General features: G+C 38.0%; 25 protein-coding genes, 1 pseudogene and 1 riboswitch. Of the genes and pseudogenes, 8 read left to right on the top strand and 18 right to left on the bottom strand.

Annotation, left to right across the window (positions count from 1 at the left end; all coding sequences use genetic code 11):
• Positions 1–15 precede the first annotated feature (15 nt).
• Positions 16–1524 carry an alanine/glycine:cation symporter family protein gene (locus tag MKY08_RS16715; RefSeq protein WP_069513899.1) on the bottom strand — a complete coding sequence of 503 codons (1509 nt, stop codon included), beginning with the start codon at positions 1522–1524 and terminating at the stop codon, positions 16–18.
• Between the two features lie 129 nt (positions 1525–1653).
• Complete coding sequence (locus MKY08_RS16720) at positions 1654–2460, bottom strand: alpha/beta hydrolase (RefSeq protein ID WP_069513902.1); 807 nt, start codon at positions 2458–2460, stop codon at positions 1654–1656.
• 135 nt (positions 2461–2595) lie between these two features.
• Here MKY08_RS16720 and MKY08_RS16725 point away from each other — a divergent pair, with 135 nt between their 5' ends.
• Complete coding sequence (locus MKY08_RS16725) at positions 2596–3108, top strand: gamma carbonic anhydrase family protein (protein ID WP_024363704.1); 513 nt, start codon at positions 2596–2598, stop codon at positions 3106–3108.
• A 355-nt stretch (positions 3109–3463) separates the two neighbouring features.
• Here the strand turns inward: MKY08_RS16725 and metK are convergent, their stop codons facing one another.
• Positions 3464–4660 (bottom strand): methionine adenosyltransferase, encoded by a 1197-nt coding sequence (gene metK, locus MKY08_RS16730; protein ID WP_025220354.1) that lies wholly within the window; start codon positions 4658–4660, stop codon positions 3464–3466.
• 257 nt (positions 4661–4917) lie between these two features.
• Positions 4918–5036: riboswitch (SAM riboswitch) on the bottom strand.
• A 202-nt stretch (positions 5037–5238) separates the two neighbouring features.
• Here metK and pckA point away from each other — a divergent pair.
• Positions 5239–6825 (top strand): phosphoenolpyruvate carboxykinase (ATP), encoded by a 1587-nt coding sequence (pckA, locus tag MKY08_RS16735; protein WP_069513905.1) that lies wholly within the window; start codon positions 5239–5241, stop codon positions 6823–6825.
• 76 nt (positions 6826–6901) lie between these two features.
• Here the strand turns inward: pckA and MKY08_RS16740 are convergent, their stop codons facing one another.
• The 3 genes from MKY08_RS16740 to MKY08_RS16750 are packed head-to-tail and all read right to left on the bottom strand — an operon-like array spanning position 6902 to position 8748.
• Positions 6902–7678, bottom strand: a complete 777-nt coding sequence (locus MKY08_RS16740; RefSeq protein ID WP_069513908.1) for a prolyl oligopeptidase family serine peptidase — start codon at positions 7676–7678, stop codon at positions 6902–6904.
• On the bottom strand, positions 7662–8129 hold the full coding sequence (locus MKY08_RS16745) for an NUDIX domain-containing protein (RefSeq protein WP_069513911.1): 468 nt from the start codon (positions 8127–8129) through the stop codon (positions 7662–7664). The genes MKY08_RS16740 and MKY08_RS16745 overlap by 17 nt, the downstream gene beginning before the upstream one ends.
• Positions 8130–8187: 58 nt before the next feature.
• On the bottom strand, positions 8188–8748 hold the full coding sequence (locus MKY08_RS16750) for an XRE family transcriptional regulator (protein ID WP_024363699.1): 561 nt from the start codon (positions 8746–8748) through the stop codon (positions 8188–8190).
• A gap of 227 nt (positions 8749–8975) precedes the next feature.
• On the opposite strand from MKY08_RS16750, the gene MKY08_RS16755 reads away from it, so the two are divergent.
• Entirely contained in the window at positions 8976–10442 is a 1467-nt protein-coding gene (locus tag MKY08_RS16755; RefSeq protein ID WP_069513914.1) for an L-lactate permease, read from the top strand.
• 48 nt (positions 10443–10490) lie between these two features.
• Here MKY08_RS16755 and MKY08_RS16760 read toward each other — a convergent pair whose 3' ends face one another.
• Complete coding sequence (locus MKY08_RS16760) at positions 10491–10808, bottom strand: hypothetical protein (RefSeq protein WP_024363697.1); 318 nt, start codon at positions 10806–10808, stop codon at positions 10491–10493.
• A gap of 133 nt (positions 10809–10941) precedes the next feature.
• Between MKY08_RS16760 and ytzI the strand changes: the two genes are divergently transcribed.
• The 4 genes from ytzI to MKY08_RS16780 all read left to right on the top strand — a co-directional run bounded on the left by ytzI (position 10942) and on the right by MKY08_RS16780 (position 12727).
• Complete coding sequence (ytzI, locus tag MKY08_RS16765) at positions 10942–11088, top strand: YtzI protein (protein ID WP_103976058.1); 147 nt, start codon at positions 10942–10944, stop codon at positions 11086–11088.
• 70 nt (positions 11089–11158) lie between these two features.
• Positions 11159–11320 (top strand): hypothetical protein, encoded by a 162-nt coding sequence (locus MKY08_RS16770; protein ID WP_162832724.1) that lies wholly within the window; start codon positions 11159–11161, stop codon positions 11318–11320.
• Positions 11317–11550, top strand: a complete 234-nt coding sequence (gene yidD, locus MKY08_RS16775) for a membrane protein insertion efficiency factor YidD (RefSeq protein WP_069513917.1) — start codon at positions 11317–11319, stop codon at positions 11548–11550. The genes MKY08_RS16770 and yidD overlap by 4 nt, the downstream gene beginning before the upstream one ends.
• A 106-nt stretch (positions 11551–11656) precedes the next feature.
• The gene (locus MKY08_RS16780) at positions 11657–12727 is read left to right on the top strand and encodes a zinc ABC transporter substrate-binding protein (RefSeq protein WP_069513920.1); all 1071 of its coding nucleotides are present in this window, start codon (positions 11657–11659) and stop codon (positions 12725–12727) included.
• Between the two features lie 22 nt (positions 12728–12749).
• On the opposite strand, the gene MKY08_RS16785 is transcribed toward MKY08_RS16780, so the two are convergent.
• From MKY08_RS16785 to MKY08_RS16810, 6 genes are all read right to left on the bottom strand, one after another.
• On the bottom strand, positions 12750–13925 hold the full coding sequence (locus MKY08_RS16785; RefSeq protein WP_069513923.1) for a transglutaminase domain-containing protein: 1176 nt from the start codon (positions 13923–13925) through the stop codon (positions 12750–12752).
• Between the two features lie 291 nt (positions 13926–14216).
• The gene (locus tag MKY08_RS16790; RefSeq protein ID WP_069513926.1) at positions 14217–15656 is read right to left on the bottom strand and encodes an o-succinylbenzoate--CoA ligase; all 1440 of its coding nucleotides are present in this window, start codon (positions 15654–15656) and stop codon (positions 14217–14219) included.
• A gap of 334 nt (positions 15657–15990) precedes the next feature.
• Positions 15991–16809, bottom strand: coding sequence for a 1,4-dihydroxy-2-naphthoyl-CoA synthase (menB, locus tag MKY08_RS16795; protein WP_024363692.1), 819 nt, complete (start codon positions 16807–16809; stop codon positions 15991–15993).
• A 63-nt stretch (positions 16810–16872) separates the two neighbouring features.
• Positions 16873–17682: a 2-succinyl-6-hydroxy-2,4-cyclohexadiene-1-carboxylate synthase gene (gene menH, locus MKY08_RS16800; RefSeq protein ID WP_069513929.1), complete on the bottom strand. Its 810-nt coding sequence runs from the start codon at positions 17680–17682 to the stop codon at positions 16873–16875.
• Positions 17670–19394, bottom strand: a complete 1725-nt coding sequence (gene menD, locus MKY08_RS16805) for a 2-succinyl-5-enolpyruvyl-6-hydroxy-3-cyclohexene-1-carboxylic-acid synthase (protein ID WP_069513932.1) — start codon at positions 19392–19394, stop codon at positions 17670–17672. Before menD ends, menH begins: the two co-directional genes overlap by 13 nt.
• A complete protein-coding gene (locus MKY08_RS16810; protein ID WP_069513937.1) occupies positions 19387–20772 on the bottom strand; it encodes an isochorismate synthase in 1386 nt (461 codons plus the stop codon). The genes menD and MKY08_RS16810 overlap by 8 nt, the downstream gene beginning before the upstream one ends.
• 353 nt (positions 20773–21125) lie before the next feature.
• On the opposite strand from MKY08_RS16810, the gene MKY08_RS16815 reads away from it, so the two are divergent.
• A complete protein-coding gene (locus MKY08_RS16815) occupies positions 21126–22046 on the top strand; it encodes a 1,4-dihydroxy-2-naphthoate polyprenyltransferase (RefSeq protein ID WP_069513940.1) in 921 nt (306 codons plus the stop codon).
• Between the two features lie 172 nt (positions 22047–22218).
• Here MKY08_RS16815 and MKY08_RS16820 read toward each other — a convergent pair.
• The 5 genes and pseudogenes from MKY08_RS16820 to MKY08_RS16840 all read right to left on the bottom strand — a co-directional run bounded on the left by MKY08_RS16820 (position 22219) and on the right by MKY08_RS16840 (position 25804).
• Positions 22219–23145, bottom strand: a pseudogene (locus tag MKY08_RS16820) (dipeptidase).
• 55 nt (positions 23146–23200) lie between these two features.
• Positions 23201–23650, bottom strand: a complete 450-nt coding sequence (locus MKY08_RS16825) for a TraR/DksA C4-type zinc finger protein (RefSeq protein WP_069513943.1) — start codon at positions 23648–23650, stop codon at positions 23201–23203.
• Between the two features lie 73 nt (positions 23651–23723).
• On the bottom strand, positions 23724–24485 hold the full coding sequence (locus MKY08_RS16830; protein ID WP_069513946.1) for a MerR family transcriptional regulator: 762 nt from the start codon (positions 24483–24485) through the stop codon (positions 23724–23726).
• Between the two features lie 180 nt (positions 24486–24665).
• A complete protein-coding gene (locus tag MKY08_RS16835) occupies positions 24666–25439 on the bottom strand; it encodes a hypothetical protein (protein ID WP_069513949.1) in 774 nt (257 codons plus the stop codon).
• Between the two features lie 134 nt (positions 25440–25573).
• Entirely contained in the window at positions 25574–25804 is a 231-nt protein-coding gene (locus MKY08_RS16840; RefSeq protein ID WP_069513953.1) for a S8 family serine peptidase, read from the bottom strand.
• Positions 25805–25887: the final 83 nt, after the last annotated feature.

Genomic DNA, 25887 nt, shown 5'->3' on the forward strand with positions numbered 1-25887 from the left:
GACTTTTTTTATACATTATTTATTTTTGCGTTTATCATTGTAATCAACCCAAAAATCTGCACCTTTAATTCCTAGTTTACGAGGATCAAACACAGGGTCTTTGCCTTCTTTTTTCTGTTTCTCGTAATCTTTTAATGCGAGAATCGCAGGCTTCATAATAATTAAAATGGCAATAACGTTAATCCATACCATTAATCCTAAACCAACGTCACCCATTGCCCATGCAAGGTCAGATGTACGAATCGTTCCATAAAATGTTGCAATTAAAAAGGCGATTTTAGCTATCCAAATGAAAATCTTTTCGGTTTGCCCCGAGAATAAATAGGCCACATTCGTCTCTGCTATATAGTAGTACGCCATAATAGTCGTAAATGCGAAGAAGAATAAAGCGATTGCTACGAAGCTTGAACCAATGCCTGGCAATGAAGATTCCACTGCCCATTGTGTATACGCAGCGCCTTCTTTAATACTTTTCGCAAAGGTAATTTGCTCCTCACCCGTAAGGCCATTTTCATTAAATTCACCAACGTAAATAAACGGATCTGTACCTTCCGCAGCTTTCTCATTCTGTACATTATACATACCTGTAAATAAGATCATAAATGCTGTAGCCGAACAAACTAATAATGTATCAATGTACACAGATGCCGCTTGCACGATACCTTGTTTAGCAGGGTGTGAAACTTCAGCTGCCGCCGCTGGATGTGCACCAGTTCCTTGACCCGCTTCGTTGGAATAAATACCACGCTTAACCCCCCAAGCGATTGCTGAACCAATAATTCCCCCAAATACTTCTTGTGCACCAAAAGCACTTGAAAAAATCAGCGAAAATACAGCAGGTACTTCTGAAATATTCATAAAAATAATAACGATTGCCATTAGAATATAAGCTAAAGCCATGAATGGTACTACTATCTGTGCAACATTTGCAATGGATTTAACCCCACCGATAATAATTGCACCTAATAATACAACAATAATAATACCTGTAATCCAAGATTCCATTCCAAAAGCGTTTTCAACGGCACCTGCTATTGCATTTGATTGAACGCCAGGCATTAGTATCAACATGGCTATTAACGCTGCAATCGCAAAAATGATTGCAAACCACTTCTGCCCCATCCCTTTTTCAATATAAAAGGCTGGACCACCACGATATTCTGTTTCTTTCTCTTCTTTGTATATTTGCGCTAATGTTGACTCCACATAAGCTGTCGCTGCACCGATGAAGGCAATTGCCCACATCCAAAAAATAGCACCAGGTCCCCCCATTGCAATGGCAGTTGCTGTACCAGCAATGTTACCTGTACCAACGCGCCCAGATAATGCAATCGACATTGCTTGGAAAGAAGAAATTCCCTTTTCTGATTTTTCCCCTTTAAACATTAAGACAAACATGTCCTTAATATGTCTTATTTGTAGGAACCGTGTAATAATTGAAAAGAATAAACCGATTAATAAAATACCATAAATAAACCACGGCCCCCATAAAATACTGTTCAGAAAACTAACAATACTTTCCATCTTACCCCTCCCAAAATATGAATATTCGTTCTTTAAGACATTATAGTATTACATTTTTCTGAAAATTACAACATTATTTTTAAGTTACTATACATCTTATTCAACAATATTTTTCGGAGGGGAAACATTCTATCGAATTATATAACCAATTCTACGCAAAGCATTATTAATAAAATCACGGATATAGAAAAAAATCTCATCTCTCTCTATTTCATGGAACAGATTATGGTAGCATTTTGCCCATTCTTTAAATTGGAATTCTGCAAACTCCTGCTGGTGTAACCAATTACGTGTTTGTCTAGTTTCTGTAATGCTATCTCTTTCTCCAGTCATAATAAGCATAGGGGTATTTGGAAACTCTGCTTTCGGCATAATCACTAAATTGCGCATCATCTGTTGTAACTCACGATACCATTTTACTGAGATGACAGACATAAAAGGAAACTCGTCCTTCATTTCATCTCTACCTTCGACACTACGTGATAACTTGTCGAAAGTAATATCATGTGTCATCTTAACACTTGCCGTCAAAGCACTTAAGCTCGTTAATGCATTCGATAATTTTCCAGGCTGTAAGTTCAATTGCAGCCAAGGTGAGGTCAAGACAATTCCTGCACATTCATATTTTCTCTTATGCATTGTATGCAGTATTAACGTTGCTCCTAGTCCATGCCCTATTAAAAATACTGGCAAATTATATGAAAAGGCATTTTCAATTAAATGCCTAGTATACTTGTTGTATTCTTTAAAGTCCTCATCATGGACACGTGATAGTTTCGCATTTGCCCCATGATTCGGTAAATCGCCCATGACTACGTGGAAGCCTTCCATTCTAAGTTTTTCAATCAGCCATGCGTACCAACGGTGGTTTTCATATGCACCGTGAACAATAGCAATCACAGCCTTCGCTTGTCCATCAGCTTCCCATTTCCACATTCACATAGTCCTCCTAAATAATTAGTTACACAATAATTATAACGAAATATTCGTACCATTATAAAATTATATTTGCATAAAATTGCGTATTTGATACGATAATACTACATCAAAGAAAGAAAAGAGGCGATTAGCATGATTTATCCTTTTAAAGACAAAACACCTACAATCGATCCATCAGTTTTTATTGCTGACTATGCAACCGTTACTGGAGACGTAACGATTGGAGCAGAGACAACAATATGGTTTAATACAGTGATTCGAGGCGATGTATCCCCTACAATTATTGGTAAACGAGTAAGCATCCAAGATCTTTGTTGTCTACATCAAAGTCCAAAATATCCATTAATAATCGAAGATGAAGTAACAGTTGGACACCAAGTAACCTTACATAGCTGTACAATTCGAAAAAATGCCTTAATTGGTATGGGATCAATTGTGTTAGATGGGGCAGAGATAGGAGAAGGTGCATTTATCGGTGCGGGTAGTCTTGTCCCTCCAGGTAAAGTCATACCTCCCAATTGTTTAGCATTAGGACGTCCAGCGAAAGTTGTACGTGAATTAAATGCTGAAGATAAAGAAGATATGGAACGTATCGTTAGAGAATACGCGGAAAAAGGACAATATTACAAATCTCTTCAAAAATAATGGTTGCTCAATTCGGGCACATTGCCCCATAGTTGTAGGTGTTTAAATACGAAACAACTCTTTATGAAATAAATTCGCAATTTTCTTCCAACCGCCTACAGTACATCTTGTATGCTAGACGTACGGGAAGAAAGCGAATTTTTTCAATCACTTACGTAAAGTGCGCTTAAGTCTTTCACTTGATTAGAGAGCACTAGTTGCCTTCACAATTTAAATAGAAGGTGCATTTCTCCCCGACCTAGTAGCAGTAAGAAGAAATGCGAAAGGCAAGATAAAAAGGGGCCACTAGCTAGCCCCTTTCAATAAAACATTTACGTTTGTTCATTACCAAATCGAATGTTCTTGATAAAACAAATTATAAACTCGCTTTTTCTCTTAGTGCATCTGCCTTGTCCGTATTTTCCCAAGGTACATTTAAATCTGTCCGGCCAAAGTGACCGTATGCAGCCGTTTGTTTATAAATTGGACGACGTAAATCAAGCATTTTAATGATGCCTGCTGGACGTAGATCGAAAAGTTCGCGAACCCATTTTACGATTTCACTTTCACTTACTCGTCCTGTACCAAACGTATCAACGGCAATCGATACCGGCTGCGCTACACCGATAGCATAAGCAAGCTGTACTTCTGCACGTTCTGCTAAACCAGCTGCAACAATATTTTTCGCTACATAACGAGCTGCATAGGCTGCTGAACGGTCCACTTTCGTAGCATCCTTACCAGAGAATGCACCACCACCATGACGTGCATAACCACCGTATGTATCAACGATGATTTTACGACCAGTAAGTCCAGCATCTCCTTTTGGACCACCAATAACAAAACGACCAGTTGGGTTGATGAAGTATTTAGTCTGTGCATCTAATAACTCACTAGGAACTACTGGAGCAATTACTAATGCTTTTAAATCTGCTTGAATTTGTTCAAGTGTTGCTTCTTCATCATGCTGAGTTGAAATAACGATCGTATCAACACGAACAGGGACATTGTTTTCATCATACTCAATTGTTACTTGCGTTTTACCATCTGGACGTAAATATGCTAATTCACCTGATTTACGTACTTCTGTTAAACGACGAGCCAATTTATGCGCTAAACTAATTGGTAAAGGCATTAATTCAGGTGTTTCATTACATGCATAACCGAACATTAATCCTTGGTCACCTGCACCAATCGCTTCAATATCCGCATCTGTCATTGAACCTTCACGTGCTTCTAATGCTTGGTCTACACCTTGGGCAATATCAGGTGATTGCTCTCCGATTGCGACTAGTACAGCTAAGTTTTCAGCATCAAAGCCATACTTGCCTCGTGTATAGCCGATTTCTGCTACTGTATCACGCACAATGCCTTTAATATCTACATAAGTAGAAGTAGTAATTTCTCCTGCTACTAATACTAAGCCTGTTGTGACTGTTGTTTCACACGCTACACGGGCATTAGGATCTTCTGTTAAAATGGCATCTAAAATAGCATCCGAGATTTGATCACAAATTTTATCTGGATGTCCTTCTGTTACACTCTCTGATGTAAACAATCGACGGTTTGTCATTTGGTTTTCCTCCTATTACTCTTACAAATAGTATTTGCGAAATTAATACGGTACTCATTACCCATGTCAAGTCCGCTCCTAAAGGATTGAACTCTCAAGCCGTTGTTGCTTTTAACATGAGGATTTCGAAAGATCCGTCATTATAATAAGGAAAGAATTGCACATACTTACCTTTACATTCATTTTAAAAATAAAAAAAATCCTTTTCTCACGTGTACTTAACATGAGGAAAGGAATAATGACTGCGTAACCTTTCACTCTTATCGTTCAAGGGGTATCCCCTTGCATCAGGTTGGCACCAACGCATGTCGTGAAATAGTTCATGCAGGTTGCCGGGTTTCACAGGGCCTGACCCTCCACCAGCTCGGGATAAGAGTATCCGTTCAATTCCTCATCTTACGGAAAAGGTAGAACAATGTCAATTATTTTATGTCGTTTTGTTGAAAAGTATTTAAAACTCGAAAATAATTTTTGAATTAGTATAGATTATTAAAGCAATTGTGTTATACTATTTTTGAAATTAAGAAAAACTCCCTCAAACTCAAGGGAATACTATAAAAAAGGATGGTATTTAATCGATGAATTCAGTAGAAATTGCAAACGAACTGAAGGAATTATTAAACGGCGGGAACATTAACGTTCAACTTTCAGTACCACAATTAGCTGAAAAAGCTACATCTCGTGGTGAGGCAATGTTAACAGTAGATGGCGCAGTTCGTGCAGAAACTGGCAAATACACTGGTCGTTCACCTAAAGATAAATATACGGTAGAAGAAGAAAGCACAAAAGATAAAATTGACTGGGGTAAAGTAAACCAACCAATTTCTTCTGAAGTGTTCGATAACTTATATGTAAAAGTAGTTAAATACTTAAAAGAACGTGACGAATTATTTGTATTTAAAGGTTTTGCTGGTGCTGACAAAGATTCACAATTAAGTATTCAAGTAATCAATGAATATGCTTGGCACAATCTTTTCGCCCATCAATTATTTATCCGTCCAACTGAAGAAGAATTAGCTTCTCACGTTGCTGATTTCACAATTATTTCAGCTCCTAACTTTAAAGCAGATCCAGCTGTTGATGGTACAGCTTCTGAAACATTCATCATTGTATCACTTGAAAAGAAAATCATCCTAATCGGTGGTACTGAATATGCTGGTGAAATTAAAAAATCGATTTTCGGTATTATGAACTACCTATTACCGCAACAAGGTATCCTATCAATGCACTGTTCAGCAAACGTTGGAGAAGCTGGTGATGTAGCATTATTCTTCGGTTTATCTGGTACTGGTAAAACGACTTTATCGGCTGATCCTGACCGCAAATTAATCGGTGACGATGAGCACGGTTGGTCTGACAACGGCGTATTTAACATTGAGGGCGGTTGCTACGCAAAAACAATTAACCTTTCTGCTGAAAAAGAACCTGAAATCTACAACGCAATCCGCTTCGGTTCTGTACTAGAGAACGTAGCTGTAGATCCTGAAACTCGTGTTTGCGATTACGATGATGGTTCATTAACAGAAAATACACGTGTTGCTTATCCAATCCAATATATCGAAAATATCGTTGATCCATCTGTTGCAGGTCACCCAAAAACAATCGTCTTCTTAACTGCTGATGCATTTGGTGTTTTACCTCCAATCAGTAAATTAACAAAAGAACAAGCAATGTATCACTTCCTAAGTGGTTTCACATCTAAACTTGCAGGTACTGAACGTGGTGTAACAGAGCCAGAACCAGTATTCTCTACATGTTTCGGTTCTCCATTCCTTCCACTTCCAGCAACTGTGTATGCAGAAATGTTAGGTCAAAAAATCGATGAGCATGGCGCACAAGTATTCCTTGTAAACACTGGTTGGACTGGTGGCGAATATGGTACAGGTAGCCGTATGAAGCTTTCTTATACTCGTTCAATGGTACGTGCTGCTATCGACGGAAAACTAAACAATGTTGAAACAATTCAAGACGCTGTATTTGGCTTAAACATCCCTACAGCAGTTGAAGGTGTACCATCAGAAGTACTGAACCCACGCGATGCTTGGTCAGACAAAGCTGCTTACGATGTGAAAGCTGCTGAACTTGCTGGTCTATTCAACGACAACTTCAAGAAATTCTCAAATGTTTCTGAAGCAATCACTAAACTTGGTGGTCCATTAAAATAATGCATACAAAAAGGGAACGATGTATTCGTTCCCTTTTTTTAGTGTCTTTTTTTAGTGCCAGGCACTCAAACAATTTTCACTGTTTCTTCATCCACTCGCATAATGCACGAACCATTTCACGATTTTGTGCTGGTGGATATTGGTGGGCAAAACGTTGATCATACCAAGTTTCATACACCTTATTGGCATCTTCTAAGTAAAATGCTAACTGCCTTGCATGCTCAATATCTACATTTTCATCCCGATAGCCGTGGATAATTAGCACTGGGGCTGTAATCTTTTCGACTTGAAATAAAGGTGTGCGTGCATCATAGGCTTCTGGTACACGGTTAGGGGTCCCACCAATAATCCGTTTCATCATACGACGCATATCGGTTCTCTCCCAGTATGTAGCAGTGGCATCCGAAACGCCTGCCCAAGTCACAACGGATGTAATATCCTTTCTTAAAATGGCCGTCCAAAGCGCCATAATACCTCCACGTGAAAATCCAAACACATGGATATGATCATTGCAAAATTGTTTTAGTACATCTACCCCATGCACTGCATCAAAACGATCTTGACCTGCAAACTCATCACGACCTTCTCCACCTCTATTCCCTCGATAATAAGGAGCAAAAACGATAAAACCTTGGGCTGCAAATTGTGCAACACGTGCTGGTCTTACCATGCCGATACTTTGCATACCTCCACGCAAATATAAAAAACCGTCATATGTACCTTCTGCTTTAGGCTCTGCTAGCAAGCCTTTGACACGCAATCCAAGGGATAGATACGTAATTTCTGTTAATCGAATAGCTGGATTCGGTGAAGGATATGGACGTTTTTCAACTATTTCACCATTGATTGTCAAAACGCTTCAGCTCCTCTAGCATTTTTTGCATGCCTTCATCTTTCATATGGAAGCTTAAATTTGGATGGCTTGCAAACTCTTCATCAGTTAACCAGACCATACCCGAAGTTTCCAAATCAAAATTTATCTTCTCCTGACTGACAAATTCCGCAGTGAAGACTGTTTTACAAAACAATAGTTCGCCGTGAACAGCATATTCTGCAAACCATTGAAGATTTTTCACATGCACACCCGTCTCTTCAAATACTTCCCGAATGGCAGCTTGCTCTAATGTTTCGCCTGATTCTACCTTCCCTCCTGGCACTTCCACGCCACGACGCTTATGAATCGTACATAGCCATTTCTGTTTATGTTTTAAAAAAACAAGGACATGCTTTGGTTCAACTTGAAACTCCCCTCTTGTAAAGCTTAAATCCACTTGAAATCCATTCAAATCTTGAAATGAAAACATGCCATTCAACTCCTCGTATTATATTGTCACGAATGTATTCATTATGTTATTCGTCTTATTATTTCATGTACTGTGAGGAATCAATCACAAGAAAATAGTGGCATTCGTCATTCGTCATATTGATAAATCTATGCGCTGTATCTGCTTCAAAAAAAAGAGAATCGCCTGCTTCTAATTCTTCAGAAAAAGCACCATGCCCCAATTCAACTCGTAACTTTCCGCTTTTAACAAAAATATACTCTTTTACGCCTGCTTTATGCGCGGGAAATATGCCTGATTCTTTGTTTGGTGGAATAATATTTAACACAAACTCAATACCTCGTGATGGAACGGAAGGTGATAATAAATGTCGTTGAAAACCTGATTTTTCATCAACATAAATGGGTCGTTCATCTTTTCTTATGACGACAACCTCCCTTTTTTCCTGCTGATCTAATAAAGCTGAAAGTGTTGTATTTAAAGCTTCTGCAATTTGACAAGCTACTTGTATTGTTGGATTTTTTTCCTCTCTTTCAATTTGAGATAGCATTGAGGCACTCACATTACTTGCGGCTGAAAGCTCCTGTAATGTCATTTTATTTTTCTTCCTCATTACATTTACTTGCTTTCCAAATCCCATGAATAAAGCTCCTTTCACTACTTTGTTCGCCTACTATTATTTTTACTATAGTGAAATGTAATTAAAAACTTATCTTCGTTAGCCCTTCTACTATGATATTGTACATTATCAATCACAATCAACCAACCTAGAAGATGTTTGAATCATTTCATGCAAGATAAGATATTTACACTTTAGTAAAAATAAAATATACTATAGTGAATAACCAAGTATAGGAGTGTTGTTTTATGTTAAAAGTCGTATTAGCACTATTCCCTCTTGTTAGTATTTTATTTATGATTTTTATTTTAAAGAAATCTTCTATTTTCACTGGCATTTTTGCTTGCCTACTTACAACAGTGATTGCTACTTCTCCTGTTTTTCACCTAAACATCGCATTACTGCCTAAACCTTTTATCAACAGTTTTCTTATAACATTGCCAGTTACCTATGTTTTATTTTTTGGAATATTATTATATCATCTAATGGAAAAATCAGGGTCCATCCAAAAAATAGCTTCTTCTATTGCCACCTCTACTGATAATCGGATTGACCAAGTATTATTATTGGCCTTGGGGCTCTCTCCTTTAATTGAATCCGTTAGCGGCTTTGGTCTAGCGGTCATTGTTATTGCACCTATTTTAATGGCTCTAGGTTTCAATTCCTTACAATCTTCCTTCATTGCATTAATTAGTTTATGTATCATACCTTGGGGCACGTTAGCAATGGGGACAATTATTGGTGCATCATTAGGAAACATTCCTTTAGAGGATTTAGGTGTTGGAAGCGCTATGATGTGCATTCCTATTTATATCTACTTTGCCTTCTTAGTTACATACATAGGCGTCGGAAAAGAAGCAATGCAAAAGAAAAAATGGCGGATACTATCGATGGGGTTAGTTTTAGGTTTAAGCGTGTGGATTTGTAATCGTTTCATCAGTGTAGAACTTGCCGGAGTAGTGGGCTCTTTAACGGTGATGGCGGCTATTTTTATTATGATTTCTTTGCAAAATAGAAACAAACAATATTATTCTAATATCTTTTTAAAAAATATTTCTCCTTATTTATTGTTAATCGCTCTATTAATCGCATCAAGAACTATTAATCCGATTAAAGATTTTTTAACGAGCCTGCTTACCGTAACGATTGCGTCTTATCAATTCCAATTATCGCTTCTTTATTCGCCTGGATTTTTTCTCTTTATAGTTTGTCTCTTTACTTGTACGCTCTTTCGTTTAAATAAGGCATCCATTTTCGATAGTATCAAATTAACAATCAATAAATGTTATCCTGTATTGCTAACAACTTTTTTATATATTGTGGTTTCCGAAATGATGGCAGAGGCCGAGATGATTCAGCTACTATCCGTAACTGCTGCAAACACATTTGGTTCATACTTTGTATTCATAACACCTTTAATTGGCGCAACAGGTGGCTTTTTAACTGGCAGTAATACTGCGTCCAATACTATGTTTATTCGACTACAAACAGAAACTGCTACGCACATAGGTCTGTCACCTACTATACTTGCTTGCATTCAAAATGTTAGTTCTTCGTTCATGACAATGGTCAACCCATCAAGAGTGGCATTAAGTTGTTCAGTTTGTAAAATACATTCATTTGAAAATATTATTCAAAGAAAAATGGCGCTAGTTGGACTAAGTACACTTGCTATTATTTTTCTAGAAATTATTTTTCTATCACGCTTCCACTAGCATAATGTTATTCAGGTTGTGCAAATATAAAAAATGTCTAGCCAATAGCTAGACACGTTTATTGAAATAGGGAAGTTGTTCTACAAATTGCTTTGTATCATCATCCCCATACTCATGTATAAGTGCATAAATTTTCTTCAAACGTAAATCTAACTCGTCATTTTCTCGATCCAAATGATATTGCAAATAAGGCAATTGTGCGCGCCAACCGTTCGCAATTTCTAATAGTTGCATTTGCTGAAATATTTTTTCAAAAACATCTAATGCTTGCCTGTCTACATTAAGTTCGAAATTCCATTGCCCTTCGTAAGGATTTGTATAATACGTTTTATGGGCAAGGGAAAAATAAACACGTTGACGATCCATAGATAACACTCCTTTTTCCATAGTATGGTGGTTAAGTGCTTATTTTATTCGCTGGAATGTCAAACTTCCTTCACAACTAAGTTAGAGCTTCTAATTTATAATAGATATAACGAACAAGAACGGAGTGAATACAATGAGTTTAACCTCGCTAATCACGGTTGCAATCATTATCGTGATATTAGTAACAGTCGCAACCATTCTAAGTGTAAATCGCGCCTATGCTTTTAAACATACGGTCGACGAAAAACCGAAGCAAAATTTTCAGCAGCATGACGAGTAGTTCAAATTTAACCCTTTTATAGCAATATCACTTATAATAACAATATCAAATAGAATTTGGAGTGAAAACAATGGGTGTTCCATTACCAATCATCATTATGATTGCAATGATGATGCTAATGTTTGGTGTTTCCGTAATCGTTATTCTCAAGAAAAAAGGCGATTTTTTTACACAAACAATCGATGCAAAACCAAAACAAAATAATTCACATCACAAGGATGGACAAGCATGAAATATCCCTTTATATGGCTCATTCAGTTATACAGAAAATTTATCTCACCAATGACGCCACCATCGTGTCGCTTCTATCCAACATGCTCTTCTTACGGTCTAGAAGCTTTGCAAAAGCATGGCGCTATTAAAGGTCTAATTTTGACCGTGACACGTATTTTAAAATGCCAACCACTTCATCCTGGTGGCTTTGATCCTGTGCCTGAAAAATGGCCTTCGAAAAAGAAATAATTTTCGAAGGTCATTTTTTCTTGTACTTTTATCCGATGTGCGTTATTATAGAAACTGTTAAAAAAACAAATCGTAATCATTACTATTTGAAAGAGGTATCTATTATATGAAAAAAGTATTTCTATTTTTCTTAGTTGCTGTACTAGCAGTATTTACAGCTGCCTGTGGTGATAAGTCATCATCATCGAAACAGACGGAGAAAACAGATAAATTAACTGTGTACACAACCGTCTATCCTTTAAGCTACTTTACAGAGCGTATTGGTGGCGATTATGTAGAAGTATCTTCTATATATCCTCCTGGTACAAACGAGCATACATTTGAGCCAACGCAAAAGGATATGATGAAATTAGCTGACGCGAATCTATTTTTCTATATTGGCTTAGGCCTTGAAGGTTTTGTAGAAAATACGAAAAAGACATTAGCCAACGAAGATGTCACTATGGTTGCTACGGCATCTCAAATACCTGATGAAAAATTAGCCATTAGCACGGGTCATTCGCATGACGAAGAAGATGAAGCTGATCATGCGCATGAAGCTGCCGCTACGGAAGATGACCACGCATATGACGAGCACGAAGATGCGACTACGGAAGATGATCACGCACATGACGAGGATGCTGATCATGAAGATCATGCTCATGGTAGTGTCGATCCCCATGTATGGCTGTCGCCTGTTATTAGTCAAGATTTAGCATTATCCATTAAAAATGCATTAGTTGAAAAAATGCCAGCTCAAGAAGCGACATTTACAGCAAATTATGAAGCGCTCGTAAAAGAGCTACAAGATTTAGACACTGAATATAAAGCAATGGCTGACACAACGCAAAACAAAACGTTCTTTGTATCGCATGCTGCATTTGGCTACATCGCAGGTCAATACGGCTTAACACAAGTTCCAATTGCAGGGTTAAACTCGCAAAATGAACCGTCTCAAAAGGAATTAACTGCGATTGTAGATAAAGCAAAAGACTTAAATATTCATTATATTTTATTCGAGCAAAATGTTTCATCTAAATTAGCCGAAGTCATTCAAAAAGAAGTTGGCGCTCAATCACTTGTCCTACATAATTTAAGCGTGTTAACAAGTGATGATGTGAAAAATAATGAAACGTATTTTACTCTCATGAAAAAAAATATGCAAACTTTAGAAACAGCTCTAAATGAACACAAGTAAAACAACGATACGAATTACCTGTTTAAGATGAAGAAGGAGGTGCCCCGTAATGCATAAGGGACACCTCCTTTATTATGACGTACTTTTCTTGCGGCATACGCTTTTCAATTTTGCCAAAACTAATAAGCCTCTTCATCCTTGCATTCCCATTTATCTTCGTCTTTACAATAACGGGACGGACTATAAGAGCGCTCTGTAGAACAACTTTATCCTGTTGTTCATAAAAAAAGAATTGATTATACTTGGTGGGAAGTTGAAAGTCATTTGGTAATTGAGCAGACTGTTCTAATAATTGCTTCATTTGAAGTGCATTATTTTCTATCTTGGCTAGCTCACGATTAGGGGTAAAAAGATTAGCTAATGGTTGCGTAAGAACTTCAATCCTACTTTGCTCTTGCCAACCTGCGTATTTTTCACTTGTTGCTGAAGGAAAACTCGCAAAATCCCATGTATGATCTTTTGCTAATTGCTGATCCGAAACGAGAAAATAGTTATAACGTACCTCGCCCTTTCGATCTGGCAATGGATCATCCCATGTCACATCAATATGGTACCATTCATTATCTAAATTCACTAACACCCATGCATGCAATTGTTCGCCTACTTTACCCGGCACATATTGCACCTCAAAACCTAGCATATCTAACATTCGATAAAGCACTAAAGCATAGGCCTGACAGACACCTTTGCCTTCGCTAAGCAATGTGTAAGGCGAATATTGGCTTCCTACACTATCTTTTGAGTACTCTGTTGTTAAAACGATATAATCATGTGCAGCCTGTATTTTTTCTAATTCGCTTAATCCATGCATAGACGCAACAATAGTTGTCAATGTTTGCTCTGTAAATGCCTCCTCTTCCTGTGAAATATGATAAGTAAATTGAAAATGAATGACAATATTATTGGCATAGCCATCATACTTCCATTGGAAGCTGGAAATATTGGCGAAAATATATGGATCTAAAATGGCATGTTTGATAAGCTCTGTTAGTTCGTTTTGTAATTCAGAAGTTTTACCAGTGTAACGAATTTCAAATTCAGTAGACAATTGCATCACTTCTTTCTGAATTTGCTGTTGTAATATTTCGATTGTATTAGCTGTTGCTATATTCTGTGATTCGTAATTTGCGAATACTTGCACATGACTCATTTGTAAAACAAATAATATAATGACAACATTATATATAGTTTTTCTCATATGAGTCATTCTCCTTTACTAAATAGTTTATGCCCCCCATTATTTATTATGTTAAAGAATAATTAATTTAATCAAAAAAATATAATTTCAATAATAGAAGCCTAAAAACGGATAGTGCATGAGCCATTGTGGCACAATACGAAGCTTTAAAATTGTAAGTGACTGGCACATATACTTTATACAATTGTTTGAGAATTGTTTGAGTGACTGGCACACTTGAAGTAAAAAAAATAGCATGCTAGAAGTGACTTCTAGCATGCTATTTGTAAAGGCTTAATCTGTTATTGAAAGTTATTCACTTGAAAGTAACGCTGCTAGTTTTCTTCTTAGCAGCTTATTTGCTCCATTGCGCGGAAGTGTATCGATTATCTTAATTTGTTTGGGAACTTTATATTTAGCCAGTTTCTTTTCACAATGCTGCTTTAAGTTTTCCATCATAACCGCTTCTTTTAAAACAACAAAAGCTATAGGAACTTGCCCCCATGTTTCATCTTCAATGCCACATACCCCTGCTTCCTGAACAGCCGGATGTGCCAATAGCACATTTTCAATCTCTGCTGGATAAATATTTTCACCACCGGAAATAATTAAATCTGCCCGACGATCCACTACAAATAAATAACCTTCCTCATCCATATAGCCAATGTCTCCCGTATGAAGCCAGCCATCCACAGTTGCGCTTCTCTCTGCAAAACGACCTATGTAACCAGGTGTTATATGTGGACCTCGAATACAAATTTCACCTTCACCTTGCGCATTTGGTGCTGAAATTTTTATTTGGTTAAAAAACAATGGCTTGCCTGCTGAACCAATCTTTTTCATCGCATCTTCACTTGCCAGTGTAGCCGTTTGTGATGAAGTTTCTGTCATACCATATGTTTGAGCTACTGCTAAATGCACTGCACTTGCTCGCTCTAGATAATCTACTGGTACAGGGCCACCGCCGGCTAGCATCAATTTAAAGCGTGGTGAAGCCTGCGCCTTGTTTAACTCAAGAGTATTTAAAATGCGTTCTAATGTTACAGCGACCACTGACATATGGGTGACATCACCATCCATAATATTTTGCGTGATAGCATCAACATTAAAGTGCTCATATAGTTGCACTTTATTGCCGTATAACAATGAACGTACTAAAATGGAAAAACCACTTATATGGAATAATGGCATTGCACACAACCAAACATCATCGGCTTGTAAACCTATGTTTAGAACAGAGGCTGTAGCACTTGCCTGATGATTGCCAACTGTTTGACGAACGCCCTTTGGGAAGCCTGTCGTACCAGACGTATACATAATGGATGTTGTTTGATTGAGTGACCATTCTTTTGCAATATCAACATAATGCTCTTTACCTTTTTCTATTGCCGTAAATTGATGATAGGGTACGGATGACGGTAATTTTTCCACATCCTCATCTGCGACTAGCACAATCGTTGCTTGTGAATCTTCTAATTGATATGCGATCTCAGCTTGAGTCAGCCTGCGATTAAGCATCACCATCTCACATTGCAAATGCATACAAGCATACATCATAACGACCAGTGCAGGCGTACTCGGACCCATAATAGCGATACGATGCCCTTGCTGCACCCCAAGTGCTGTTAATTGTCGAGCTCGTTTTAAGGATAGCTCATTTACTTGTTGAAATGTCCAAGTTTGTCCTTCATATGTGAGAGCGCTACGTAATGGCGTAATAGACGCTCGCTGCAAAATCCAATTTGGATACATTGTTTGCTTCCTCCGATCATTTACACTGATATGGTACTGCTTTTAGCCTGTTATAGACAGAAAAAGAGGCTGGGACATAACTAAAAAAATTTAAGGAACAGAGGAAAGGTGTTCATAAATTTTTGCTATATGGCGAACTTCGTTATGGCTTCTGCTCAGAACGCACACCGTAAGACGTGGGTATTCTGCGTGTTAGCAAAGGGTGCAGCTTACGGTGCTAAGCGGAAAGAACCGCCGAAGCGGACAACAACGGCGCAGTAAAAAAGTGTTAGATTGACTGCCATCAATCTAACACCTTTTCACTTTTGTCCCAGCTTCCTTCCAATATTCCGAATCAAGGGAATCTTGGGAATTGACCAAAGTCTGGTTGACGTTTTTCTTTAAATGCGTCACGACCTTCTTTTGCTTCATCAGTAGTGTAGTAAAGAAGTGTAGCATCGCCTGCCATTTGTTGAAGACCAGCTAAGCCGTCTGTATCAGCATTCATAGCTGCTTTTAAGAAGCGTAGAGCTGTTGGAGACATTTGTAGCATTTCTTCACACCATTGCACCGTTTCGTCTTCTAATTGTTCATAAGGAACAACTGTATTGACTAAGCCCATATCAAGCGCTTGCTGAGCATCGTATTGACGGCAAAGGTACCAAATTTCACGCGCCTTTTTATGACCGATAATACGTGCAAGATAGCCTGAACCATAACCAGCATCAAATGAACCAACTTTAGGACCAGTTTGTCCGAAACGAGCATTGTCTGCTGCAATTGTAAGGTCACATACAACATGTAATACGTGTCCTCCACCGATAGCATAACCAGCAACCATCGCTACAACTGGTTTTGGAATTACACGGATTAAACGTTGTAAATCAAGAACGTTTAGACGTGGGATTTCATCTTCCCCTACATAGCCACCATGGCCGCGTACCTTTTGGTCTCCACCTGAGCAAAAGGCTTTTTCGCCTTCACCTGTTAAAATGATAACACCGACATTTTTGTCATCGCGGGCACGAGAAAATGCATCAATCATTTCCATGACTGTTTTTGGTCGAAATGCATTGCGCACTTCTGGACGGTTAATCGTCACTTTAGCGATACCGTTATAAAACTCATACTTAATATCTTCGTAAGTATGTAATGTAGTCCATTGACGTGACATTGAAATACCTCCTAATTATAAAATTCGCCTCATTACTACTAAGAGGCGCTAACGTAAAAAACATTACGTTAAATACTCATTTACTATTGTAGCAAATTCAGCTGGATTTTCCACATGAATTGCATGTCCAGCGTCATTTACTGTCATATGCTTTCCATTTTTTAATAACGCTTTCATTTCCAACGCGATATTACAAAATTTAACATCTAATAAACCGGTCATTAATAGTACAGGCAATTCTAAATGAGTTAAATTATCCCAGTTTGATGGTTGCATGCCTGTTCCAATTCCTCGTAAACTACCTGCCAAGCCCTTTTCACTTTGAGACAATCGTTCTGCTCGAACTGCTTGTTTTACATTTTTAGCTAAACGCTTCTGCGATTCAAATAGCGAAATATTTTCCCACGAATTAACAAAGGACTGTAAACCATTCGTTGTAATCTTCTCCGCTAAAGCATTATCACGTTCGCAGCGCTCCATACGCTCTTTTGCAGTTCTCAAACCAGGTGAAGCACTTTCTAACAGCAACTTGCTGACACGTTGAGGATAAGCGATCGTATAGGATAGTGCAATACGGCCACCCATTGAATAACCGAGCAATGCAAAAGTTTCTAATTGTAACTGACAAAATATTTCCTCTAAATCATGCAATTGTTCAGCCATCGTGAAGCGACTCACTTGCTCCGGTACAGCTGTTTGACCATGACCAATTAAATCAATCGCCACAACTCGCACATGTGGAAGATCCTTTGCTACATTTCGCCATGTAGCAGTACTCCCTGTAAAGCCATGCAGGGCAACTAGTGTTTGCCCCGCTTCTTCATTCCATATATCCACATGTGTCTCAAGCCCACGAATCATTAGCTTTGCCATGCTTTTAACCCTGCATTAATACGATTCCAAAGCGCGCGGTGTGCATAGACATTTTCTTCACGGTTTGTAAAAATCTCAATTAATCGTAACGGATTTTTTTTCAACGTGTTAAATTTCGGCACTAACTGTGCAATATCCTCAACACAAATGTAGTCCATATCGTACATATGCGCAATGTCTTGGAATGCAAGTGCAGTCGGTGTACCAAATAAATCTTCATAATGAGCCTCTACCGTAGATTGCGGTAAATAAGAGAAAATACCACCACCATCATTATTCATGACAATAATGGTCATATTACATGCTTGATAGCGTGACGCAATTAGGCCGTTGACATCATGTAAAAAAGCTAGGTCTCCGATAAGTAAATAGGTTTCACGGTTATTTCCTTGGCTTACGCCCATTGCCGTTGAAACGACGCCATCAATGCCATTAGCTCCACGATTCGCAAAAATTCGAATATCTTTTGACGTTGCCATTAAAAACGTATCGATATCACGAATCGGCATGCTACTGCTAACAAAAATATCACTGCCATTTGGAATGATTTCAAGTAAACGGCTTACCATAGCACCTTCGTCAATTGCGCCTTCTGTATAATGCTCAATATACTCAAGTGCAATATCATTCGCATCTTGCCATTCCGCTAAATATGCCGCCTCTAGCGCAGTTTCAGCAAGGTCTAATTGTACGAGCCATTCGCCAATGCTTGCATGCAGAAAATGGGTGGACACCCCTGTTGAATCACGGAACATCGGATCTTCATCGACAACAATATAAGCTTGAGGCTGTGACTTTGTAATAAATTGCATAATAAATTTCGATACAGGCTGTGCCCCTAAGCGCAGAACTGTTTCAGGTTCTACTAGCGCTTTAAAATCATCGTTTTTCATAATGGCATCATATGTTGTCATAACATATGGCAAACAATCCTTTGGCACGGAAGTTCGCATATTCGATAGACTCTCCACAATGATTGGCCATTTTAATTGGCGCACAAACTCCCACATAACAGTTAAATCTGTCCCGAGCGGAAGCTCCCCAACAACAACAAATCCTTTTTTAGTGTCTCGTAAAATAGATGCTAGTTCTACTTGTGCATCTTTCGGTGGCGTTAACTGTCCAATATGGCTTTGCTTAAATGTAACAGTTGGAAGCTCCTCTCGAAAATCAATGAGCAACGGTTCACGGAACGGTACGTTAAGATGTACTGGTCCAAATGGTGCACTTGTTGCAATAGCTACTGCACGTGCAATATGACGTTCAATAAATGGCAATGTCGGTGCAGCACCATCCGCTAGCGGAAAATCCACACTCCACTTTACATGTGCTCCGTATAAATTCGTCTGATTAATGGCTTGTGGTGCTCCTACTTCACGTAATTCATGTGGACGATCGGCTGTTATAACAATTAGTGGTACTCTTGCATAACTGGCCTCCACAATCGCAGGATAATAGTTCGCCGCCGCAGTACCAGATGTACATAACAAAACGACAGGCTTAGTAGTCGCCTTAGCAATGCCTAGCGCAAAAAATGCAGCAGCTCGCTCATCTACTTGACGGTACATTGTCAATTGCTTTGTTGAGGCAAAAGCATAAGCTAGTGGCGTCGACCGTGACCCTGGGCTTACAACAACATGTTGGACACCTGCCTGTACTAATGATGCAACCATTTTATAAACATAATCAGTCAATATTTTCCGTTCACTCATGTACTTGTCCTCCTAACGCTCGAAGCATTGGACGGAATTTCACTAATGTTTCCTCATATTCAGATTGTGGCTCTGAATCAGCTACAATACCGCCACCTGCATATAAATAAGCTTTATCTTTTAGTAGAGCTGCTGAACGAATCGCAACCGCAAATTCTCCGTTACCCTCCGCATCTAACCAGCCAATAGGTGCAGCGTAAAGACCACGGTTCATTGGCTCGTATTTACGTATAGCGGTCATTGCCTCTTTTCTTGGCACACCGCCCAAAGCAGGTGTTGGATGCAAATGCTTCGTCAACTGCAAAATTGTTGCTTCGTTATTTAGCTGACCTTCAACAGGTGTAAATAAATGTTGGATGTCTCTAATTTTTAGTAAGCGTGGTCCATCAGGTATTTTCATTTCAACGCAGTTTTTTCGGAATGTTTCCGCAATCATATCGACTACATATTGATGTTCTCCACCATTTTTCGGATCATTTAATAAGCTTTGTCCATAGGCTTCATCTTCCTCCGCCGTTTTTCCTCGTTGAATAGATCCTGCAACACATGATGAGTAGGCACGACCATTTTCAACCTTTACAAGACGCTCAGGAGATGCGCCGAAAAATAATAAATCTTGCCACTCCAACCCAAACAAATAGCTTTCAGGCTGTTCGTGAATTATTTGAGCTAATACTTGAGGTGAAGTTACTTGCTCCTTAAATTGCAGCGCAAGGGAACGTGCAATGACAACCTTATCCGCTTTCTTTGCTTTAATTAATGCTGTCACTTGATCAATTGATGCTAAATAAGGATCCTTATAAGGCTCAAAATAATTTGTGATTTCGGGCTTCGCATACATTTTCACTTCTTTTACTTGAGCAGCATGGATTAAATGATTTCGCTCTTTACGCAACGCCTCTAATTGTCCATCTGCCTCAGCAGCATTTGCAATAAGGTGAATGCTTATATAGGCTTTATCATCACGTAAAACAAGCTGATACGTTGCTAAGGCAAAATAAGCCTCTGGAAAGTCCGTCCACTCCCCATCTACATTATTTTGTGGATCAAATGTAAAACCACCAAATAAAATTGGTTGTAGTTCAACTTGACCTTTTACGCAATTTTTCGTTAAGCGCTTCCACTCTGCTTCTACAGCATCAAAGCGGTTATTTTTTTCGTTATTTTGAATTGTGTGAGCGTGTCCTAGCCCAACTAATGTCATTGTTTTTTCTCTATTTTGCCAATAAAATCGTTCACCTTTATAACACTCCTCGCCCGCTGCATAAAATGCTAGAGCTGATAAGCGACTTACTTCGATTGTTTCCATATAAAAATGAAGGTTTTGGCCCAAAGAGTCCACTTCTACTTCTGTGGCTTGGTACCACTTCTGTTGCATGAAAATTACCTCCGTTATTGCAATGTACATATCAATGATGTTTTCGCGTTATGGTACGTGTTGCGTTGTCCTTCACGTACATAACATCCTACGTCTGTCGCTTTGATTTCACACACAAATCCATCTGTGACATCCGTCTTTAGCATTACTTGTTCCGCTAAAATAGCCGTCCTATATGTTTGACGGCTCTGTTCTTTCTACTGCTTAATTTATATTCCCATCTCTCAAATGCATGTACTATTGTATCATTTTTTTAAACATAACAGTATGTAATAAGCTGTGAACCTATCCAATTTCTCTTTCTTCGTATAAAATAAGAAGAGTCTACAATAGTTGAAGGAGAGAAAGACCTTATGACCAAAGTCATTGAAGCTGATAGGGGTTTTAAAGTTTGGTGGCATTTAACTCGTCCACATACTTTAACCGCTTCATTTGTTCCAGTATTTTTAGGAACAGCGATTGCGCTAGCAATTGAAAAAGAAACCATTCATTTTGGACTGTTTTTTGCAATGCTGATTGCCAGTATGCTGATTCAAGCAGCAACAAATATGTTCAACGAATATTATGATTACAAGTTAGGATTAGATAATGAACATTCTGTCGGCATTGGTGGCACGATTGTGCGTCACGGTGTTCAACCGAAAACGATTATGCTGATTGCCTTAAGCTTTTATGCACTAGCTATGCTACTTGGCATCTATATTTGTGCTTCCACTTCTTGGTGGCTTGCTACAGTTGGACTAGTATGTATGCTTATAGGTTTTCTATATACAGGAGGGCCGTACCCTATCGCATATTCACCTTTTGGAGAGCTTGTTTCAGGCGCAGTCATGGGGATGGGTATTGTCTTAATTGCCTTTTACATTCAAACACTTACTGTCACATTAGATGCGGTATTACTTTCTGTTCCGAGTATGATTTTAGTTGGCGCCATTATGCTTTCTAATAATATTCGTGACATCGTTGGCGATACAGAAGGTGGACGTAAAACACTGGCCATTTTAGTAGGCCGCGACCGTGCTATTTCTGTGTTATCTGGCTTTTTCATCGTTTCGTACCTTTGGGTTATCGCATTAGTAGCCATTGATGGGATTACTTTTTGGGCGCTTATCATTTTCCTAAGTGTACCGAAGCCACTCCGAGCAATCCAAATTTTCCGCGATAAAAAAGAAGCCAAAGAAGTAATGCCCGCGATGAAATTTACAGCGCAAACAAATACATTCTTCGGTTTCCTATTAGCAATTGGTTTATTAGTAAATTATTTCTTTTATTAATATGGTTAGTTGATTGCAACGGAGGCAGCGACTACAACGAGCACAACATAAAACGTTAAATGTGGGCGCATCACAGGCAAGTTAGAAAATGGCGACTATCGGTGTGCGTTTGCCTATAGCAGAAATAACTTCGTAGCGATTTTTACTCTGTTGACACGCTAAAGCAGCAACTTTATTTAGTTGCTGCTTTTTTTAAATATTGTTTGAAATTATTATGCGCAATTCCGCGAACTTCTTCATCTGAAAAATGCTCACGTAACATCTCTAATAAATTTTGCGCCTCACCTGCATGTGCAAGACCTTTGATTGTCATATCTATTCCGTCAAAATCAGAACCTACCCCAAGATGCTCTATTCCAACGACACTTGCCAGATGCTTTATATGCTCAATTAAATCATCCATTGTTGCATTGTCGCCAATAAAATGCGGGTAGTAGACTAGATGAATATGCCCCCCATGCTCAACAAGTGCCTTAGCCTGTTGATCTGTTAAATTACGCGGGTGGTCACAAATGGCACGTGCATTGCTATGGCTAGCAATAATATGCTTTGCTAGCGGCAGTACATCCCAAAATCCTTGCTCATTTAAATGGGCAACATCAATGATAATATCCCGCTCATTTAGCATATTAACAACTTCCTTACCAAATGGCTTTAAACCGAGGCTAGCATCTTGCTCAGCTCCATAGGCTACAGCATTCTCTTCATTCCATGTAAGACCTACTAACATAACACCTGCATCCAAAATGGCGGAAAGCTTTGTCAAATCCTCGCCAATTGCACTACAGCCTTCTAAACTTAAGATAGCACCAATTTCATGAGGTGCTAACGTATCGAGTTGTGACCATTCCGTAATATGCACCATGCCCTCTGTTTGTAATACTTGTGTATGAAAGGCTTCAATTTGGCGCATAACCTCTAAAAATTGCATACTTTGAGGTATTTAAGGGTCGATAAAAATGGCAAATACTTGTGCTTTTACTTGCCCTAATTGCAGTCTTTCTTTATTAGCATGTAATCGGCTATCATTTCTAAATTTTGGTTCTTCTAATGTCGTTAACTTTAATAAAACATCACAATGTAAATCAATTATTTCCATGTCAATCACCTCATACAGTTATTATACTGTTTAAGGGAAGAAATGCTCTTATTTTTTACATTTTATCTGATGGTGTATCAGACGAACCAAATTCCTCAAGCTCTTCGAAATCATCTGATTTTGGTAAAGAGGATAACACATCTTCTTCAACTGGTCGCAGTAAATCGTCTCTTTGCTCAGCATGCTCTACACATGTCAATGCATGTGGCATAGCCTCTAAACGGCCTAACGGAATTTCTTCGCCACATACAGCGCACTTACCATATGTGCCATCTTCTATTGCTTGCAGCGCATGCTCGATTTCTTCAGCATGGTCACTGCGATGTTCATCAATGGCCATCTCTGTAAGTTGGTCTGTTAAATCACTTGCATTATCAGCTGGATGGTTATCATAATTTGAGAGCTCTGTTGCCTGCGGTCGCTCTGATTCTTCTAGCTGCTTCTCTAGTTCTTGTAATTCCTGCTGTAATTGGTTTTTAAACTTTTCGATCATTTGTTGATTCAAAAAAATCTCCTCCTCATACTTTCATTTTTTCCTAAATATCTATTTCTAAAACATCTGTATGAGAAGGATTCCATTAGTTTTGTGTGTATTCTCTAATTACATCATGGAGAAATTGAGTAGCACCTTCTGACACATGTTGATCGTAATATGCAGTAAAACGTTCATCTGCTATATACATTTGTGCTAAACCAACATGTGCTTCCTTTGTATATTGCGGCCACGAAAAGCTCAGCCAACGCTTATGCAGTTCTGCCACTTCCATGGCGACATCATTTTTCACGTCGCCTATAGCCATTGCCTCTTTTAATCGTTCAAATAGTTGCTGTTCTAGTTGCTGCATTGCCTTATATTGTTCCTCTGATAAATTCTTAAACTTCGCATTCGATGCATCGACCTTTTCATCGCCATAGTTTGCACGAATTTCTTTACCGTATTGTTTTTCATTTTCCTCAATCAGCATTTCTTTAAAGCCTTCAAATTTCTTTTCGTTCGTCATTGGTTGTTCCTCCTCAATCGATTGAATGGTTTGTTCCACTGTTTTTAATAATTGATCTAGCTGTTTTTTTCGTTGTAATAAAGCATCACGATGTGTTTTTAATGCTGCTATATGTTGAAATTCAGGTGCATGAATAATGTTGTGAATGGTTTCAAGCTTCATATCTAACGCTTTATAAAACAAAATTTGCTGAAGAATATCGACTTCTTGTTGCCCATAAAAGCGATACCCTGCTTCATTTGTTCTTGCCGGCTTTAGTAAATCAATTTCATCATAATACCGCAACGTTCTCGTACTTACCCCTGACAATTTAGCAAGCTGTAAAATGGTATACTCCATTGCTTTCACCTCCATATTTATACTGTAAACCTTTCCGCAGCGTTAAGGTCAAGGGGATATTTATATACGTCTGCCGTAAGGGAAAAAATAAAAGATCTGTGTCCACTTCACCCAGGCACAGATCTTAGAAGTTGCTTATAATATTTGGCTAACTTTTGAGAGTAGCTCAGTACAGTTAGGTTAATCCCCCGCACTTAGATAATATTGATACTTATTCGTATCTATTTTATGTCTTAATTTTTTTTGAAAAAATTGTTGGTTACTCGCTGTAATTGGAAATAACCCGATAACCGGATGAATATTTGAAAGATGCAATATTTCCCTATATTCCTCTATTGAAATGTCAGTTAGTATTTCCTCACCTACTACGGTATCTTCATTAATTGGCGTCCACATTATTATTCTTTCGATGCTCTCTTCATTGATATAAAATGGAGAAACCATTTCTTCTACAAATAAATTGTTTTCCCGAGCAAATTGTAATGGTTCCTCTTGATAATTATTTGTTCCAATAAACATATAATAGTCATCTCCAAAATGCACAAAAAAATCTAAAGTTATGAAATGACAATATATGAAACCTCTTAATACCATTTTAGAAATGAGAGGGATTTGATCAATCGATACCTCTTGATCATCTTTTAATTGAAAATTGTCTAATTTTTCATCATACAATTGATTATATAGAGCACAATTACTATCTACATCAATATAAGTCATGTTAAACATTGTTAATGATTTTATATGATTAACCTCTAAAAACTTCATGATTGTATTAATATATGCTGTTTCGACCTTTAAATATTTTTCTAATGTGAAAGTTTCACCATTAATTGTCTTCCCAATGTGAGCTGGGCTTGTCCATTCCAATTTCTTCGTGTAATGCCCTTCATTATTTCTGAAGTCAGGATTATATTTCGTTATCCTCCATTGATATTTTATATGTTTATTCACTTTTATCACCTCTTTAGTCATATTATTTTATGAATATAATTAAAGAATATAAAATAATATTATAAAAAACAATGAAAGTAAGACATTTTCAAGAGCTTTTTTACTAAATATTCAAAATATTTTTGGAAAGATTTCTATATTATTAATCTCCTATTCTCTTTAAGACAGCATCTCAATTTGGCCACCCCTTTACTATTTAATACTTGTACGTCATATAATTCTGCATCTGGGTTAACACCAATAATGTTATGTGAGTTTTCTTCAGCTGCAATAATAGGAGCAATCATAGTACCATGTCCCAATTCATCTAAAGTCTCAGAATTCTTATTTATTGCATTATAAGTTTCTTTAACTTTCCCTTCCAAAATATCTAGATTACCCCAGTTTTGTTCACATTCTTTAGAAGAAAATGCTATAGAATCTAAGCTAGCTTCCTTAGAACTGCACC

Source organism: Lysinibacillus sp. FSL M8-0337 (genome assembly GCF_038593855.1).
GTDB lineage: Bacteria > Bacillota > Bacilli > Bacillales_A > Planococcaceae > Lysinibacillus > Lysinibacillus sphaericus_D.